This is a genomic window from Mucilaginibacter gossypiicola, assembly GCF_900110105.1.
Lineage (GTDB): Bacteria > Bacteroidota > Bacteroidia > Sphingobacteriales > Sphingobacteriaceae > Mucilaginibacter > Mucilaginibacter gossypiicola.
This window is the reverse complement of sequence record NZ_FOCL01000004.1, coordinates 134,317-151,381: the sequence shown is the minus strand read 5'-3', so window position 1 is coordinate 151,381 and position 17,065 is coordinate 134,317. Positions and strand designations below refer to the sequence as shown.

At 42.4% G+C, this 17,065-nt stretch carries 13 protein-coding genes; 3 read left to right on the top strand and 10 right to left on the bottom strand.

Annotated features, from left to right (window positions below; all coding sequences use genetic code 11):
* Positions 1 to 74: 74 nt before the first annotated feature.
* A complete protein-coding gene (locus BMX50_RS14300; protein WP_208864712.1) occupies positions 75 to 758 on the top strand; it encodes a TIGR02117 family protein in 684 nt (227 codons plus the stop codon).
* Positions 759 to 867: 109 nt separating this feature from the next.
* On the opposite strand, the gene BMX50_RS14295 is transcribed toward BMX50_RS14300, so the two are convergent.
* From BMX50_RS14295 to BMX50_RS14285, 3 genes are all read right to left on the bottom strand, one after another.
* Entirely contained in the window at positions 868 to 3,156 is a 2,289-nt protein-coding gene (locus tag BMX50_RS14295) for a GH92 family glycosyl hydrolase (protein ID WP_091211832.1), read from the bottom strand.
* Positions 3,157 to 3,316: 160 nt separating this feature from the next.
* The gene (locus tag BMX50_RS14290; RefSeq protein ID WP_091211225.1) at positions 3,317 to 3,988 is read right to left on the bottom strand and encodes a basic secretory protein-like protein; all 672 of its coding nucleotides are present in this window, start codon (positions 3,986 to 3,988) and stop codon (positions 3,317 to 3,319) included.
* A 326-nt stretch (positions 3,989 to 4,314) separates the two neighbouring features.
* The gene (locus BMX50_RS14285) at positions 4,315 to 5,346 is read right to left on the bottom strand and encodes a LacI family DNA-binding transcriptional regulator (RefSeq protein ID WP_244280997.1); all 1,032 of its coding nucleotides are present in this window, start codon (positions 5,344 to 5,346) and stop codon (positions 4,315 to 4,317) included.
* A 399-nt stretch (positions 5,347 to 5,745) separates the two neighbouring features.
* On the opposite strand from BMX50_RS14285, the gene BMX50_RS14275 reads away from it, so the two are divergent.
* Together BMX50_RS14275 and BMX50_RS14270 are read left to right on the top strand one after the other, a co-directional pair.
* The gene (locus BMX50_RS14275; RefSeq protein ID WP_091211222.1) at positions 5,746 to 7,074 is read left to right on the top strand and encodes an APC family permease; all 1,329 of its coding nucleotides are present in this window, start codon (positions 5,746 to 5,748) and stop codon (positions 7,072 to 7,074) included.
* Positions 7,075 to 7,076: 2 nt separating this feature from the next.
* Complete coding sequence (locus BMX50_RS14270) at positions 7,077 to 8,234, top strand: trans-sulfuration enzyme family protein (protein WP_091211221.1); 1,158 nt, start codon at positions 7,077 to 7,079, stop codon at positions 8,232 to 8,234.
* Positions 8,235 to 8,292: 58 nt separating this feature from the next.
* Here the strand turns inward: BMX50_RS14270 and BMX50_RS14265 are convergent, their stop codons facing one another.
* The 7 genes from BMX50_RS14265 to BMX50_RS14235 all read right to left on the bottom strand — a co-directional run bounded on the left by BMX50_RS14265 (position 8,293) and on the right by BMX50_RS14235 (position 17,063).
* Positions 8,293 to 8,892, bottom strand: a complete 600-nt coding sequence (locus tag BMX50_RS14265) for a hypothetical protein (RefSeq protein WP_091211220.1) — start codon at positions 8,890 to 8,892, stop codon at positions 8,293 to 8,295.
* Between the two features lie 150 nt (positions 8,893 to 9,042).
* Positions 9,043 to 10,434 (bottom strand): outer membrane beta-barrel protein, encoded by a 1,392-nt coding sequence (locus BMX50_RS14260; protein WP_091211219.1) that lies wholly within the window; start codon positions 10,432 to 10,434, stop codon positions 9,043 to 9,045.
* A gap of 460 nt (positions 10,435 to 10,894) precedes the next feature.
* Positions 10,895 to 12,235: a sigma-54-dependent transcriptional regulator gene (locus tag BMX50_RS14255; protein ID WP_091211218.1), complete on the bottom strand. Its 1,341-nt coding sequence runs from the start codon at positions 12,233 to 12,235 to the stop codon at positions 10,895 to 10,897.
* Positions 12,210 to 13,382 (bottom strand): M20/M25/M40 family metallo-hydrolase, encoded by a 1,173-nt coding sequence (locus tag BMX50_RS14250; protein WP_317040880.1) that lies wholly within the window; start codon positions 13,380 to 13,382, stop codon positions 12,210 to 12,212. Before BMX50_RS14250 ends, BMX50_RS14255 begins: the two co-directional genes overlap by 26 nt.
* A gap of 6 nt (positions 13,383 to 13,388) precedes the next feature.
* Positions 13,389 to 13,934 carry a GNAT family N-acetyltransferase gene (locus tag BMX50_RS14245; protein ID WP_091211217.1) on the bottom strand — a complete coding sequence of 182 codons (546 nt, stop codon included), beginning with the start codon at positions 13,932 to 13,934 and terminating at the stop codon, positions 13,389 to 13,391.
* 211 nt (positions 13,935 to 14,145) lie between these two features.
* Positions 14,146 to 14,325 (bottom strand): hypothetical protein, encoded by a 180-nt coding sequence (locus BMX50_RS14240; RefSeq protein WP_091211216.1) that lies wholly within the window; start codon positions 14,323 to 14,325, stop codon positions 14,146 to 14,148.
* 788 nt (positions 14,326 to 15,113) lie between these two features.
* Positions 15,114 to 17,063 carry a sigma 54-interacting transcriptional regulator gene (locus BMX50_RS14235; RefSeq protein WP_091211215.1) on the bottom strand — a complete coding sequence of 650 codons (1,950 nt, stop codon included), beginning with the start codon at positions 17,061 to 17,063 and terminating at the stop codon, positions 15,114 to 15,116.
* Positions 17,064 to 17,065: the final 2 nt, after the last annotated feature.

The window sequence follows — 17,065 nt, the reverse complement described above, 5'->3', positions numbered from 1 at the left end:
CTAATCTGTACGTAGGGTCACCTTCTGCTAATTCCGGTATTAATTAAGGTAAACCAAACCTAAAAACCTTAATTATGAAAACCATTAAAAAAATTGCTAAAGTAATTTTAAGAACCGTGCTGGGCTTAGTGGCATTTGTGCTGCTCTATCTACTCTCGGCTTTCCTGTTTTCCATCTGGAGTGTTAAAAAAGAGGCAGAAACCTCAAATGATGTAGCCATCTATATATTAACCAATGGCGATCATACAGATATCGTGGTTCCGGTAAAAAATACCGTTACTGATTGGAGCAGGGAGATCAGCTATGAAAACACTGTAAGCCGGGATACCACGGGTAAATATTTGGCTATAGGCTGGGGCGATAAAGGTTTCTACCTCAGTACGCCCACCTGGGCCGACTTAAAATTCAGCACTGCCGTTAAAGCAGCCTTTGCATTAAGCACGTCTGCCATTCATGCTACTTATTATCAAAGCATGCCTGAAAGCAACGACTGCAAAAAAATAATTATCAGTAATGAACAGTATAAGCGATTGATAACTTTTGTGGATGACAGTTTTAAAAGAGATGCCGCGGGCAACATCATCAACATAAAAACGAATGCCAACTATGATAAAAATGATGCCTTTTACGAGGCCAAACGCAAGTACAATATGTTTTATACCTGTAACACCTGGGCTAATAACGCGCTAAAATCATGCGGCCAAACTGCCTGCGTATGGACACCGTTTGACAGGGGCATTTTTTATCATTACAGGTAGATAAATGTGCACCGCTTCGATTTTTTCATTTTCAAACAAAAAGGACCTTCCAATACGGAAAGCCCTTTTTTAACTCCGAAATCGAAAATTCGAAATCCGTAATCAATCTCTATTTATGCTTCGAGCTCATATAAAAAGTAATCTCTCCTCCATTCATGATCTCGTCATGGCTGATGAACAACTTATCAAGCGGTTTGCCATTTAATACCATCTTTTGCACATAAACGTTTTTTGCGCTTTGATTTTTCACATTGATGGTAAACTTTTTACCGTTATCCAGATTAATAACCGCATGGTCAACAGCCGGACTACCGGTTGAATATTGATCTGAACCCGGAGCTACCGGGTAAAAACCAAGCGAGGTAAAAATGTACCAGGCGCTCATCTGGCCGGTATCATCGTTACCGCCCAAACCATCAGGGGTTGGCTTATACATCATCGGCAAAATCATACGCACGCGCTCCTGCGTTTTCCACGGTTTATCCGTCCAGTTGTACAGGTACGCTACGTGGTGTGATGGCTCATTACCATGTACATAGTTGCCGATAATACCATCACGTGTAATATCTTCTGTTTCGGCAAAATATTTATCGGGCAGGTTCATGGTAAATAATGAATCAAGATAACGCACAAAACGCTTATTGCCACCCATCAGTTTGATCAGGCTTTCCGGATCCTGAGGCGCAAATAGCGTATAGTTCCAGCTGTTGCCTTCAATAAAACCTTCATTAATAGTGCTCAATGGGTCAAACTTGGTCCTGAAGCTACCGTTAGCCAGTTTGGGGCGCATGAAACCAACAGCAGGGTCATAAACATTTTTATAGTTTTCTGAGCGTTTGATAAACTCTTCATAGATGTCGTTCCTGTTTAGTTTTTTGGCAAGCTGAGCTATGGCCCAGTCGTCAAAAGCATACTCCAGGGTTGAAGACACTGATACGCCGCTTTTTCCATCAGGGATGTAGCCTTTATCCATATACTCGCCAATACCTTCGTAATCGCGGTGGCGGGCTGTAGCAACGCAGGCATCAAGCGCTTTATTGGCATCAAAATTTACATTGCCTTTTATTACGGCATCGGCAATTACAGCAACGCTGTGGTAACCACTCATGCACCAGTTTTCGTTACCCGAGTTTGACCATACCGGCAGCATATGCTCCGGGCTCTGATCAAAATGAGCCAGCATCGACTGGATCATATCCGCGTTACGTTTCGGTTCGATGATATTGAACAGCGGGTGTAAAGCCCGGTAAGTATCCCAAAGCGAAAATGTAGTGTAATTGGTAAACCCATCGGCCTTGTGCACATTTTGGTCGAGGCCTTTATATTGGCCATCAGCATCCATGTACAACGTAGGGTTGATCATGGTATGATAGATGGAAGTGTAGAAATTCAGCTTGGTTTCTTTGCTTCCGGCAATCTCAATTTTATGCAGTTCTTTTTCCCAAAGCTGCTGACCGTCATTTTTTACTTTATCAAAATCCCAGCCCGGTGCTTCGGTACGCATATTATTCATAGCACCATCCATGCTTACAGGAGATATCGCAAATTTGATCTTGATCTTCTCTCCTTCTTCAGTTTTAAAGTCGAAGTAGCTGCGGATCTGCCTGCCTGCAATTTCGGGGAAGTTTTTGGTTTGATTGAATTTACCCCAAAAACCACCATATACCTCGCGTTTATCATACTTTTTATAGCCATGCTGATAAAAAGGTTTTGAAAAACTCATAGCGAAATATAGCGTACGGGTACGGGCCCAGCCATTGGTTTGACGGAAGCCAACAACGGTTGAATCATTAACTACCTTGAGGTAAGTCCATATATTTTTATCAGGGTAGTTATAAATACCTGCCATCAGGTCGAGGATAATGTGCGACTGATCTGACTTAGGGAAGGTATACTGATGAAAACCAACCCTTGCAGTGGTGGTAAGCTCGGCAGTTATGTTATTATCATCAAGCTTTACTTTGTAATAATTAGCACCGCTTACCTCATTCTGGTGCGAAAATGCCGAACGGTAACCGCTTCCTGGCTTATCTGCAGTACCTGGATTAAGTTTCAATTGGCCAACTGTAGGCATAATTAAAAAATCCCCCAAATCTGAGTGCCCCGTACCGCTGAAGTGTGTATGGCTAAAGCCAACTATCGTTTTGTCGTCATACTGATATCCCGCGCAGTATTTGTACACATCAGGATTATAGTGGCCATCTTTTTCATAACTGGCGGTATCCGTTTCAGGACTTAATTGTACCATACCAAATGGCACCGTAGCCCCCGGATAGGTATGCCCCATTCGTTGAGTACCTATAATAGGGTTAACATAATCAACCAGCTTTTCTGTTTTGGTTTGAGCCTGGCTGTAAACAGCCGAACCTATTAATAATGCTGTAAGAAATCTTTTCATTTGTACTTTTAGTATATCATTGCTTCTGGCTGCGCGGGAAAACATCCATCGTCACCGGCCTTACTATTATTTCAGCCATTAGCTTTTTTGTGATAAGTTGGCTAATTTATATAAAACACAGCGCCCAATATGATTGAACTGTATTTGTTACATATATAAATTAAACAGCAGGGTTAGCCGCATATGCAGCCCACAATTCATCTACTGTTTTGCCGGTAAGATTTTTCCAGCTATCGTTGGTAAAAGTATGTTCGCGCAGTTGCTTATCAAGTATTTTTACTAAGTCGGGCTTCACATTTTTCTCTGCCCAAAGCAAAAAGCGGGCAGTTACGCGATAAGCATTATCATAGTTTTGGGTTGATTTGAATGCCGGCAAAGCCCATTTAGCTCCGGCGTTATCAACGCCAAATTTAAAGCGTGCATAATCGGCAATCCCTTCGGTAAGCCATCCCGGGCCATCGCTGTTGCCATAGGCCTGTACAATGTGCATTACTTCGTGCGTAACCACATCAATATCACCGGGATGTTTGGTCATATATTTTGAGCTGAACACTACTGTATCATTACCGGTAGCAGCTACGCCGTCATAGGCAGTATCAATAACAAACGTTACTTTTTTTGATGTTTTTTTGTTGTACTCCTTTGCCAGTTTAGGGTATACTTCAAAAAAGGTTTTAATCAGCCTGTCTTTCAAAGCGGTGCTGAATGCGGCATCTTTATTGATAAAAGTTACCTGGTAGCCTTTTTGTTTAAAAACTTCCTGTGCGTTAGCATTGACGCCGGCCAGTGAACCGGAAATTAAGAGGAGTGAGAAAATAAATATTTGTTTCATGAATAGTTTTGGTTTTTGCGATTGTGATAGTGGTAAAACCGTTCAAATATAGATAAAACGTTTTATCATTAAAACACAATGTTATGTAATATTATTAATAGTTTCTGCTTTGCTTATTCAAAATAAACGCCTGCTGCTCTTCAAACAACAGGCGCTTTTATTAATTAAACAATATTAGTAAAAAAGAACTATGAAGCATTTGAATCACAAGAGAGCCCCCCTGTTGCGTTATTACCCAATCTGGATAATACATTATTCAAATGTAGTAAATAAAACGTTTTACCAAGCTGTTTTGTAATATTTGCTTACGAGTACTAAACTCGTTTTTATGCTGAAACCCTTGATACCGTTGATCCCCGTTCAATCAGTTTTGAGGGAATCTGGAGATCGATTTTGGAAGCATCAAGCCTATGGGTATTGATCTGCGCCATCAAAATATCAATTGCCGATTTTGCTATATCGTAAGTTGGTTGCTGTATAGTGGTAATACCCGGCGGATACAGACTAAACACCTCATTATCATCAAAGCTGATTACGGCAAGATCTTCGGGAATGCGGAGTTTAAGATCCTTGATGGCCTGTAACCCCATAGTGCCCAGATAATTGGTAGTAAAGAAAACGGCATCCATCTGCTTCTGTTTTTGAATAAATGCTTTAACGGCCTCTACCCCTTCATTTTTATCCATATCAAACGGGATCTTTAAAACCTGCTTAGTGGTGTCTTTCAGCTTATGATCCTTTAACGCCGCCTTATAGCCGAGACTGCGATCATTAAGCTGAATCAGGCCCAAATCGGCCGTTACCATCCCAATATTTTTATAGCCCGACCGTACAAAGCAATCAACTGCACTGTAGGCGCTTGCAAAATTATCAACCAGTACATGTGGAATGCTTGTTCCGGGGAAGTATCCGTCAATCAACACTACCGGCTTTTCATTATCAACCAGGTTTTGAATATCTTTTTCCAGGCCTTTCATTGGCGTGATGATATAACCATCAACCAATTGCTGGCTTAGCATCCTGATCATGTCTTTACCCTTTTGCAGGTTATTGTTGGTGCTGCAATATATAATGCGGTAGCCGCTTTTTTCGGCCTCCTCTTCTATCACCTTGGCCATCTCTCCAAAAAAAGGGCCGCCAATACTTTCTACAACAAGCCCGATAACTTTTGAAACACCGGTACGCAAACCAACAGCCATACGATTGGGTTCATAACCGTTTTTCTGGGCTACATCTAATATTTTTTTGCTTATCTCCTTGCTAATACGGCCTTTACCATTTAAAACAAATGAAACAGTGGTTATCGAGGTATCGGTAAGTTTGGCTATATCCTTAATGGATATCTTTTTTTTCATCATCGTTTCTCAAATTCAGGTTAAGGTTTAGTACGTATGCCGTCTTAAAAATTCTATCAATTTTATGCTTAATCAGTAATCAGTTAAAATAGGGATATTTCTATCAAAAATTCAGGTTTCTATCTCTTTTGGATTAAAAAAAGCGAGTTTATTTTACTAACTGCGAATATTTTAAATTTACAATCAAAACATTTAAAACCAGAATGGTAAATATAGCGTATGGCTTCCATTTTCGGCCTTTTCTATAACAATTTGTTACAAAACATTCAAAACAGAGATAATTTACAGCAGGATCATTATCGAGGACGCATTTAATAAAAGCCGTTATATCGTCAAATACTACCGAATTAATGCTAAATTTAGATTTTGTGTTTCCCTGGTTAATTGACATTTTAAAACTACATGAGCATAACGCCAAAACTTAACCGTTTTGATCTTTCAATGATTGTTGTGAGCCTTGTGATAGGCATGGGCATTTTTGCGGCACCTGCCGAAGTGGCCAAAAATTCAAGTACACCTCTTTTATATTTCGGGGCATGGCTGCTTGGAGGGGCAGTAAGCCTGTGCGGAGCGCTTACCTTTGCCGAAATTGGCGCCCGCTATCCTACTACCGGTGGTTTCTACAAAGTTTTTTCATATTGCTTCCATCCTGCTTTTGCTTTCATGATCAATTGGGTATTGGTGATAAGCAACGCTGCTTCGGTTGCTGCCGTAGCCCTTATAGGGGCAGAATATATAAATCCGGTTATTATGCCCCAAAGCCTGCAAAACGATACAGGCATCAAGATCATGACTATAACCTCTGTGCTTATTTTATATATTATCAATTACCTGGGCATTAAAATGAGCGCCCGCACCCAAAATGTGCTTACGCTTTTTAAAATAGGCATGATCCTCATTTTGTGCACCGCGGTGTTCAAAGGCAACATACATGCCGCCAAAGAAGTTATCGCTTATCATAATAATAACAACATAAGCGCGTTCGGAATAAGTTTGGTAGCCGTATTTTTTACATATGGTGGTTATCAGCAAACCATAAATTTTGGAGGCGATATTATAAACCCGAAAATCAATATCCCCAAGGCTATATTTTTTGGCATAGCTACCGTGATATCATTATACATGCTTATCAACTTTGCCTATTACTCGGTTTTAGGTATCAGCGGGCTTCAGCACAAAACCACGCTTGCAGCTACTCTGGCGGGAGTTTTATTTGGAGCTGCGGGTTATAAAATTGTATCGCTGCTCATGTTTGTCTCCGTATTGGCCTTTGTGAACGTTAATATCATGGCCAACCCCCGTGTTTATTATGCCATGGCCGAAGATGGCATATTACCCGCCCGCTTTAAGCGCGTAAACAATCAAACCCAGGTACAGGAGTTTGGGCTTAGCTTTTTTGTGGGCGCTGTGCTTATCATCCTGTTTTTTGCCAGTTCGTTCCAAACAATACTAAGTTATGTGATGTTTTTTGATACTGTTGGCCTTTCAACTGCTGCTATCACAATCTTCATTTTACGGCGCAAAACTAAACAGCTTAACAATACCGGCATATACATTATGAAGTGGTACCCGCTTATCCCTGTCATATTTATTACCACGTATTGGTTTGTCACTATCAGCATTTTTATCGAAAATCCGCAGGCCGCTTTAATATGCATCAGTGCATTTATTGCGGGTCTTATTATATACTATATCACAAAACGAAGCCAAAAACCTATTACTACACTTTAATTATGGATTTGTCATTTATTTTAAATGAGCTTGGGGAGGAGAGAGAACACTACTTTAACTCAGTTTCGCCGCCAATTATGCAATCAAGCAATTTCTGTTTTAAAGATGTTGCCGGGTTAAGGGAGGCCATGAGTGACGAATTTGAAAGCAACTTGTACTCAAGGGGGCAAAACCCCACACTCAATATACTCAGAAAAAAACTCGCCGCTTTGGATGGGGCCGAAGATGCCCTTTTATTCAGTAGCGGTATCAGTGCTATAAGTGTCCCCATTTTATCGCTCTTAAAAACCGGCGATCATATTATCGCTGTTGATAACCTGTACAGCTGGACAATTAAATTATTTAAAGATTTTCTACCCAAATTTGGCATCACCACAACGTTTATTGACGGAGCAGTTTTTGAAAATTTTGAACAGGCGGCAACACCCCAAACCCGCTTAATTTACCTCGAAAGCCCTAATACATTTTGCTATGCATTGCAGGACATCAGAAAAGTGACCGGCTTTGCCAAATCAAAGGGAATCACAACCATGATCGATAACAGCTACTGTAGTCCCCTTTATCAGCAACCCATATCAATGGGGGTTGATCTTGTGGCACAATCAGCAACCAAATACATCGGCGGTCACTCGGATGTTGTGGCAGGTGTGCTTACCGGCAGTAAAGCCCTTTTAAAAAAGATCTTTGAGCATGAATTTATGAATACCGGACCGGCACTGTCACCAAACTCGGCATGGCTGTTGCTACGCGGATTAAGAACGCTGCCGCTCCGTCTACAACGCAGTTTTGAAAGTACCAGGATCATTACAGAATGGCTTGCCAGTCACCCGGCTGTGCAGGATGTGATCTGGCCTTTTAGCCCGCAATTTAACCAGGCTGATTTAGTTAGCCAGCAAATGCAGGGCTGCGGAGGTTTATTTAGCCTTACATTAAAAAACAGCTCATTCAGTAAAATTGAAAAGTTTTGCAACAGTCTGCAACATATTTTACTTGCCGTGTCATGGGGAGGGCATGAAAGCCTTGTTGTGCCGGCCATTGCTTCTTTTAGTGAGGCTGAGTATTCGGCCGGTGACGACCACCATCAATTAATCCGGATGTACATTGGTTTAGAAGATCCTCATTATTTGATAGCAGACATTAAGCAAGCTTTAGAAATGTAAACAGTCCCGGCCTCGCGCCGGGATTACTGTTTGGTTTGGAAAATCAATAGTTAATTATTTATAAGGACGCATGCTGAATACCTTTTGCATGCTGATGTTCAAAATACAGGTATTTAAGCTGGTACTCCCTGTTAATACTGTCATAAGCCATCAGATCGGCATCGCCATGAAAATAATTGCGGATGCTGTACCTAAAGTCATTTTGCTCCGGGAAACTCCTGTACACATTTGCTACAGTCAAGTTTAAAACAGGCGTTGCAGTACCAGTGCTGTAGAAGTAGGTTTCGGCGCGGGCATAACCTTTTCCCTGCGGTATCAGTTGTACATGTGCATAAAGCGGAAAACCGGCTGTATCGAGTATCTCATATGCATCATTTTGATAAAACCTGTAATCTTTACTTCCATCGCGGTAACCAAAAACATCCCTTTTTGACAGCGAGATCTTTTTACTTCCGGAAGTAACGCTAATTTGGTTTCCTCCTAAAAATTCATGGAGCTTTAGCTTTTTACCTATTTCGGGTACGTAGCTCAGTTTCCCGGTTTTGTAATCCTGAGCTGTAAGATAGATCCCGGTTTTATAATTTTCACTTTGTGCCATAAGGCGGTTTGCCTGTATACCGATCACCATGATGATGATCATTTTAATTGAATTTTTCATTTTGTTTACTATTTTATCTTGAAATTAAGGGCATAAAAAAGCCGGGCGGCAAAACCCGGCCTCCAACCTTTACTAAACCTACCCTTACAATCCAAACGGGATAAGTTATCGCGGTTTTAAAATACGTTTATATTGTATGCCTCTCTGCGCTTAAAAGCGCACCAGTAAGGCAGCTATAAATCTTGTTTCAGAATTCACCAGATCGGGCGTAAAATTAGTCCCGGAAAGCGGTGTGGTATTATAACCATCGGGCGAAGTAACGCCACCGTGACCGGCAAAATAAGGCACATCGGCATGACGGTGAACTACCTCCATTCTGAATGTTAGGTAATCGTTAGGCATCAGGTCGACAGTGGTTGAATAGTCATAAGCATGAAACTTATCGCCAGGGTTAGCTGAGAATGGATGTGTGCCGATTGCTCCGGTACCCACTGCCGGAATTGGGTTTGCATCGCCGGTTGGGTAAAGCACCAGGTAACGGCCCGGGTTATTCATCACGCCTCCACCTATAGTCCAGCCTAAGTGGCCGTTAGCCATTACCATACGGTTGTAAAACATAGCGCTGGCAAAATATTGGGCAGGGCCTTTAACAGGATCGGATTTAAAGCCATTTACACCATCGCCTTTTTCATCGCCAAGGTCGCCGGTTAGGGAGAAGGCCATACTATTTACAAAAGTGTTTTTGCTTTTATAGTAACGTACCTCCACGCTATTATCGGTATGAAAACGTTTACGGCCTGGCTTGTCCTGGGTGTCGGCACCGTAGTAATTGTTGGTTAGCAATTGCAACCACTCTTTTGGGCGCCAAAGGATCTGCCCACCAATACCCGGCCTGCTGTTAAACATACCGTATGATTGCCAGCCGTTAATGATCCATGGCTCAATTTTCAGTTTATCTGATACGAAGATCTGAACACGGATACCATTAAAAAACCATGGCGTATTATCACTGGTGAAGGATGGCTGGTAAGCCCAGTTCTCGGCATTATAGTACGAAAACAAGCCTACGTACGACATGAATATACCCGCATCAACGTTAATACCGTTCAATACATTGAAGTGATAACCGGCGTTAGCCTCACTCAGATAGCGATAAGCGGTAGAAAGATCAAATTGCCCGCGGGTAACACTAAAATCGTTACGGGGCACAACTGTCGACCGGGTGCCGAATTGGGTAAGTACGCTGGCACGAACGTTATCGTAATGAAAATCGCCCCCGAAGGCTACTGTAGATATTTCAAACTCATGATCACGGGCTAAAGCGGTTGAACCAACTACTGTATGGTCTATCGGGTTATTGTTTGATGCAGTATAATTAAAATCAAGCAGGAAACGACCGGTGAAATATTTGGTATCAAGCAAAGCTTTATGACGGCGGTCGTTGCCGTTAAGCCAGGTAAAGTCGCCAAAAGCAAACGGTTCGGGTTTGGTTTTTACGGTATCTTTAACAATGGTGCTGTCTTGTAAAGATGCAGCGTTCGCCTGGGCGTAGGCTAAAAGAAGTGTAAGGCCTAAAGCAATAAATAAGAGAAGTTTTTTCATTTTTTGTATGAGATTATTTGTTCGCGGCCGGAGCGTGTTGCAGTGTTTAGTTTTAAATGCTCCTGCCTGCGTTAATTATGGCACGCCTGCCAATTGCTATACCAAAGCGTCTGCAATATTTTTCGCCGATTTGATTATCAGCAGTTTATTAGTTTTTACTTTATTTTTCAATGACTGATATCTGGATGATCTCTTTCATTTTGAGAAGGTGGTTTTCTCATGGTGAGCGGATAAGAGTCTGTAGGCTCTGAAGTGGAATATCAACGCAACAGGGCTGTCACCCTGAGCTTGTCGAAGGGTCGCGCGTAGAGGCCCTACCCGCTATGCTTCGACAGGCTACCCATGACCCATTTTAAATCATGTCATGGGTAGCTTGTCGAAGGGTCGCGCGCAGAGGCCCTCCCCACCCATGCTTCGACTGGCTCAGCATGACATATTCTTTTTAATTATCCTCCTTTTATCAGTTCATGATAATATGATACTCTTCGATTTTGCGGTACAGGGTAGCCAGGCCAATTCCAAGTACCCGGGCAGCCTCCGATTTATTCCCTTTAACATACTTTAGTATCCTGCGGATGTGGTGGCGTTCAACACTGTCGAGATCAAGTGCTACCAGGTCATAATATCCGCCGTTATGAAATTCATTGGGCAACAGTTTTGGGGTCAGCATCGGTTCATCCATGAGGATAATCACCCGCTCAATTACATTTTTAAGCTCGCGGATGTTACCGTTCCATTTATGCTGATTGAGCAGCTTAAAAAAATTCTCATCCACGTCGGGCTGCTTTTTCTTCACCTTGGCCGAATACAGCTTGATAAAGTGCCTCGCCAATACTTCGATATCTCCCATCCTGTCCCTTAGCGGAGGCAGCACAATCGAAAATCCTGAAAGGCGATAAAACAAATCGAGCCTGAAATGGCCATCTTCCGATTCCTTTTGCAAATCGCGGTTGGTAGCTGCAATGAGACGTACGTTTACCTTTACGGTTCGCGTCTCTCCTATTTTAATAAAAGTTCCGTTTTCCAATACCCGCAATAGTTTAGCTTGCAGGTCATGGCTCATTTCGCCAAGCTCATCTAAAAATATGGTCCCGCCGTTGGCTTCTTCAAATAAGCCTTTCTTGTCCTTCAGCGCACCGGTAAATGCGCCGGCTTTATAACCGAACAATTCGCTCTCTAAAAGCTCCTTGCTAAAAGCGCTGCAGTTAACCGCGACAAAAGGCTTGTCTTTGCGTAAACTTTCATAGTGGATAGCTTCGGCAAATACCTCTTTGCCTGTACCAGTTTCGCCCAAAAGCAAAACAGTGGCATCGGTTCGGGCTACTTTTTTCGCAAGTTCAACCGCTTCAAGTATCGCCGGTGATTGGCCCAACACTATCGGGAAACCGTGCAGGGTTTCAACCTCATTTTGCAATTCATTGATATGGTATTGCAGGTTGGCCTTATCAAGCGCTTTGCTGACCAGCGGAATGATCTTGTCGTTATCATCGCCCTTGGTTAAATAATCAAAAGCGCCATTTTTGATAGCCAGCACCCCATCGCTGATAGTACCAAAAGCCGTTAGGTTAATGATTTCGATGTAGGGTTTCATTTGTTTGATCCGTTGTACCAGCTCAACACCATTGGCGTCGGGCAGCTTTACGTCACTTAATACAACCCTTACATCCTCGCGCTCAATGAGGCGCAAACCTGCTTTTGCATTGGGAGCCTGAATCACATGATAACCTTCCAATACCAGTATGCGGGCCATTAATTCGCTGAGCTTTACCTCGTCATCAATTATTAATATGCTTGATTTCATTTCTGTATTTGTTTGGATTATTGATGAGCATCAGCGGCAGCGTTTCAAGCAACCGTACATAAAGATTGATACCCTTCTTGATCTCTTCGAGGTAGATAAATTCATCAGCCGAATGTGAACGGGCCGAATCTCCGGGGCCAATCTTTACCGAGGGAATGGATAACCAAGCCTGATCAGACGTGGTGGGCGAGATATAAGTTTTACAGCCAACGGCAATCCCGGTTTTAACAATAGGATGCTCGAGAGATACCGATGAAGCACCCAGCGAACCGGGGCGAGGGGTTACCTGGCAGGATACATTGCGTTTAATAATATCAACAATCTCATGTTGTAAAAAGGTATCATCATGCCTGATATCAACAGTAAACTCGCATCTGCCCGGCACAATGTTATGTTGCGAACCTGCTTTAATAGTGGTTACCGTCATTTTTACCGGCGAAATCCCTTTTAATTGTTGCGGAAACTGGTATAAGCTAAACCATTCCAGATCGCGCAGGCATTTATGAATGGCGTTATCGCCCTCCTCCCGTGCAGCGTGTCCGGGGCGGCCGTTACTTACACAATCAATAACCAGGTTGCCTTTTTCGGCAATGGCCATTTGTAATAGGGTTGGCTCGCCAACTATGGCCAATTCACAATTGCCCAGCAAGGGCAGGATTGATTTGATACCATTTTCGCCCGAATTTTCTTCTTCGGCCGTAATGGCGAGGCATAAATTAAAACCAAGACCCTGGTAGCAGTAAAAATGCAGGAAAGCGGCTATTAACGATACTACACAACCGCCCGCATCATTGCTCCCCAAACCGTAAAGCTTTCCTTCACTTATTTCCGGGCAAAACGGGTCTTTCGTGTAAGCCTCGTTTGGCACAACCGTATCCATATGAGAGTTAAGCAATATTGTCGGTTTAGTTTCATCGTAGTATTTATTAAAGCACCAGATATTGTTCCCCTGCCGTTTTACCTTTACCGAATAACCAACTAAATGCTGATGTATGGTATCGGCCACCGCGCCTTCATCACCGCTGAACGACGATATTTTGATCATATGCTGCAGCAGCACAACAGACTCGCTGAAGAAATGCGGATTTAAAGGCATCGTATGCCCAACTAAGGAAGTAACAGGCTGCTCATTCAATGTTTTCATCATGATTGATTAGTTTAGTTGAGGATCAAATAACATAGCGGTACACAAGCAATTGCAACGATTTTTACTTTGCAGTACATCGTAGTTTACACAGCTTTTGCAGGCATCCCAGAAACGGGGTTCGCGTGCTACCTCGGCGTAGGTTACCGGCTCAAAGCCAAGACGGGTGTTCATTTTCATAATGGCCAAACCGGATGTAATGCTGAATATTTTTGCTGTTGGGTATTTGCTGCGCGAAAGGTTAAAAATGCAGTCCTTAATTTCGGAGGCAACACCCTGGTTACGATGCTGCGGTGATACGATAAGACCGCTGTTGGATACAAATTTTCCGTCGTCCCAGGTTTCGATGTAGGAGAAACCTACCCATTCGCCATTTTCCGTCACGGCAACTATGGCTTTGCCGGCGTCGATCTTTTCTATTACTGAGGTTGCCGATCTTTTGGAAATCCCCGAGCCCCTTGCTATGGCCGAGCTTTCCATTTCCCTGATAATTTCATCGGCGAACACCACATCGGCCGGGATAGCCGGCCTCACAATAATTCGTTCATCTTCCATTTTATATGTTTATTTCAGCTATCAGCACGGATTTGTTGAATAACTGTACATACCCCAATGCCAAAAGAATGCCCGTTGTGGCACGCATGTGCCATTTATTGGTTTAGACTGTGTAAATGAAGATTTTAGTTTTTTGAGCCGGGTCGGTGCATAAAAAAAGCCTATCAAAATGAAAGGCTTCTATTTTCAAAACAAGTTATTTTGATAATTATTAAACCGGCTGATGGTATTCAGGGTTATTTTTGAAGTGCTCCAGGTAACCGTCGGGGTTTACAGCAAACCCGCTCATTTCCTTTTTGGGTAATACTTTTTTCTTTTTTGGGCCTGAGATAGAAAGAACGATTACTGTTAATAAAGAGGTTATTTTAAGTATGATATAAAATGTTGCCATGGCTTTTAACTTTATAGTAAAAGCCGGTAGTAAACTAAACCTGTGCCAAAAGACTCAAGGTCGCCTCTAATACCCCTTGAACAACAGTTAGTGTTGTCGAGTTAAAGTCCACCTCTATCATTTTGGGAGATACAAATTATCAAAATGATAAAGTATTGAGACCAAGTCTATATTGTTAAGGAGTTGTGTAAATTAAATGATTAATCTGGCAAAAACTTTAAAATCCCCTCTCGAGAGGGGGCGCGAAGGAACGAGCGGTAGCAGGGGTGTGTTTCTGCGGTAAACTTATCAAAGCAAAAACACACCCCTCCACCCCTCTCAAGAGTAATAGCCCATGATTAGACAGTTAAATCAGATTGGTGTGGCGCATAGTTGACTCACCCGGTCTGCGCTACGCTGGACCACCCTCTCTTCGCCTTTGGCGGAAAGAGGGTAAAGAAAAAATGAGAAGGAGGCCCCTCTTTACGCTTGCGTAGAGAGGGGTGACAAGCGTAGCGATGTCGAGGTGAGTCGATACGGCGGTTGTTCCTTACTTATGTCTTTTCATGGGCAATTACTCTCTCAAGAGGGGAATCGCGCATTCCCTCACGCTTTAATCCCTTAAATGGGGGGGGTTAACAGGGTTAACAGAAATTCGTCTTATCTACACACATATCACTGATAATCAGTAAATTAAACAAAAAAACAGTATTAACCCCCAAAAGCCGTCACTAAAGGGCGCTTACCTCAAGCACATTCCAACAAAAAACATACTCTAAATCAGAAAGTTACCATAAAATACAGCAACCCTACTCCCACTTTTTAATACCGAGCTTTTGCATTTTTGAGTGTAAGGTTGATGGCGGTAAACCTAACTTGGATGCGGCTCCGTCCTTTCCACTGATTTTGCCATTACAGCGTTTTAGCACGTCCAAAATATGGTCGCGGGCGTGTTCATCAATGGTTTTCAATCTGTCGGTTGCAGTTTCGGCATAAACAGGGTTTTCTTTTTTCCCTTGTAATTTAGGCAGGTAAGCATCTTTTATTACCGGCCCATCGGTTAACAGGATGCTACGTTCAATAAAGTGCTCAAGCTCGCGCACATTACCCGGCCAATGATAATCAAGTAATTGATTCATCACATTGGGTGATATACCCGTTATTGCTTTACCGCTTTTTTGTGCATATCGCTCCAAAAAATAGTTGGCTAATACAGGGATGTCATCCTTACGCTCCCTTAAAGGGGGAATTGTAATTGGAAAAACAAACAGCCTGTAATATAAATCGAGCCTGAAACGACCTTCTTCAACTTCTTTTTCGAGGTTCCTGTTAGTAGCCGCCACTATGCGTACATTAATCTTAATGGGGCCTTTACCCCCTATCCGTTCAATTTCCTGCTCCTGTAATACACGTAACAATTTCACCTGCAGTTCGGCAGGCATTTCGCCTATCTCATCCAGGAAGATAGTACCGCCATCGGCCAGCTCAAATTTGCCGGTACGCTTTTCCACAGCTCCTGTAAAAGCCCCTTTTTCGTGACCAAATAACTCCGATTCGATCAAGGTAGCGGGCATCGATGCACAATTTACCACCACCAAAGGCTTATTTTTACGAAACGACAGGTAATGGATACTTTTGGCTATCCGCTCTTTTCCTGTTCCGCTTTCGCCCAGCACCAGTACCGATGTATCAAGCGGAGCTACAATGCCTATATGGTCAAGCACAGTAAGCATCTGATGACTTTTGCATATGATATCTTTAAAACCGGTGGCCTTGTTTTTCTCTCTTAATTCGCCTTGTGTTGATTTATCAGACCTCGTTACTAATGGCTCAGGAGCATCTAACGGAATGATCTCTTCTATTGCCATTAATAATGACCTGTGCAAACGGTCTAACAAAATCAAATGATCATTGGTATAACAATCTGTTTTTCGGCTGTAAAATGAAAACTGAATAACATCCCCGCTTGACGAAAGCAAAGGCAGTCCTAAAAACGATTGCATATTAAAAACCTGGGCTATAAGTTTTTTAACCGGAAACTCCGGCCATATCTTTGCAAAACCGGCTGCATTATAAAAATCAGCCTTAGTAGTCCGCGGGCTGCCATCCTGCATTTGCTTCAACTGGTCCCTATTTGTTTTTGTGATGTTCACAAATTCATCTGTACCTATAACCTGGTACTCATCAAATCCTGTACGAAAAAATGAGATGGCATTACCCGGGAAACCTACACCATTTTTCATAGTGGTAGTTAAATAATCAAACGGTACATGCGGCTGAATACTCATTGCTATTTTCAACAATTTCTGTTTCCAGGGTATGGGTTCGGCAACAATGTTTTTAAACACCAGCTCCAGTGCCTGTTCCTGCCGTAATTTTGATTCAATACTGTTTTGATGCCGGTAAAAAGCAACATCAAGGGTAATCAGTAACTCTTTTTCGCGGAATGGCTTTACCAAAAAACCGTAAGGCTGTGTAGCTTTTGCCCGCTCCAAAATACTTTCCTGAAAATTGGCCGATAAGTATACAAATGCAATATTTTTTGAAGTAAGAATTTTGGCCAGATCGATACCGGTTTGGTTTCCCTTTAAAAAAATATCAAGCAAAACCATTTCCGGTTTTTGTTCTTCAATGATCTCTAATGCTTCGGTTACAGAATCGGCAATGCCGCAAACTTTATAACCGGCACGGGTTAATATTAATTTCAGATCGTACGCCACCAGCGATTCGTCCTCAACTATTAATATCTTTTTGTTCATAT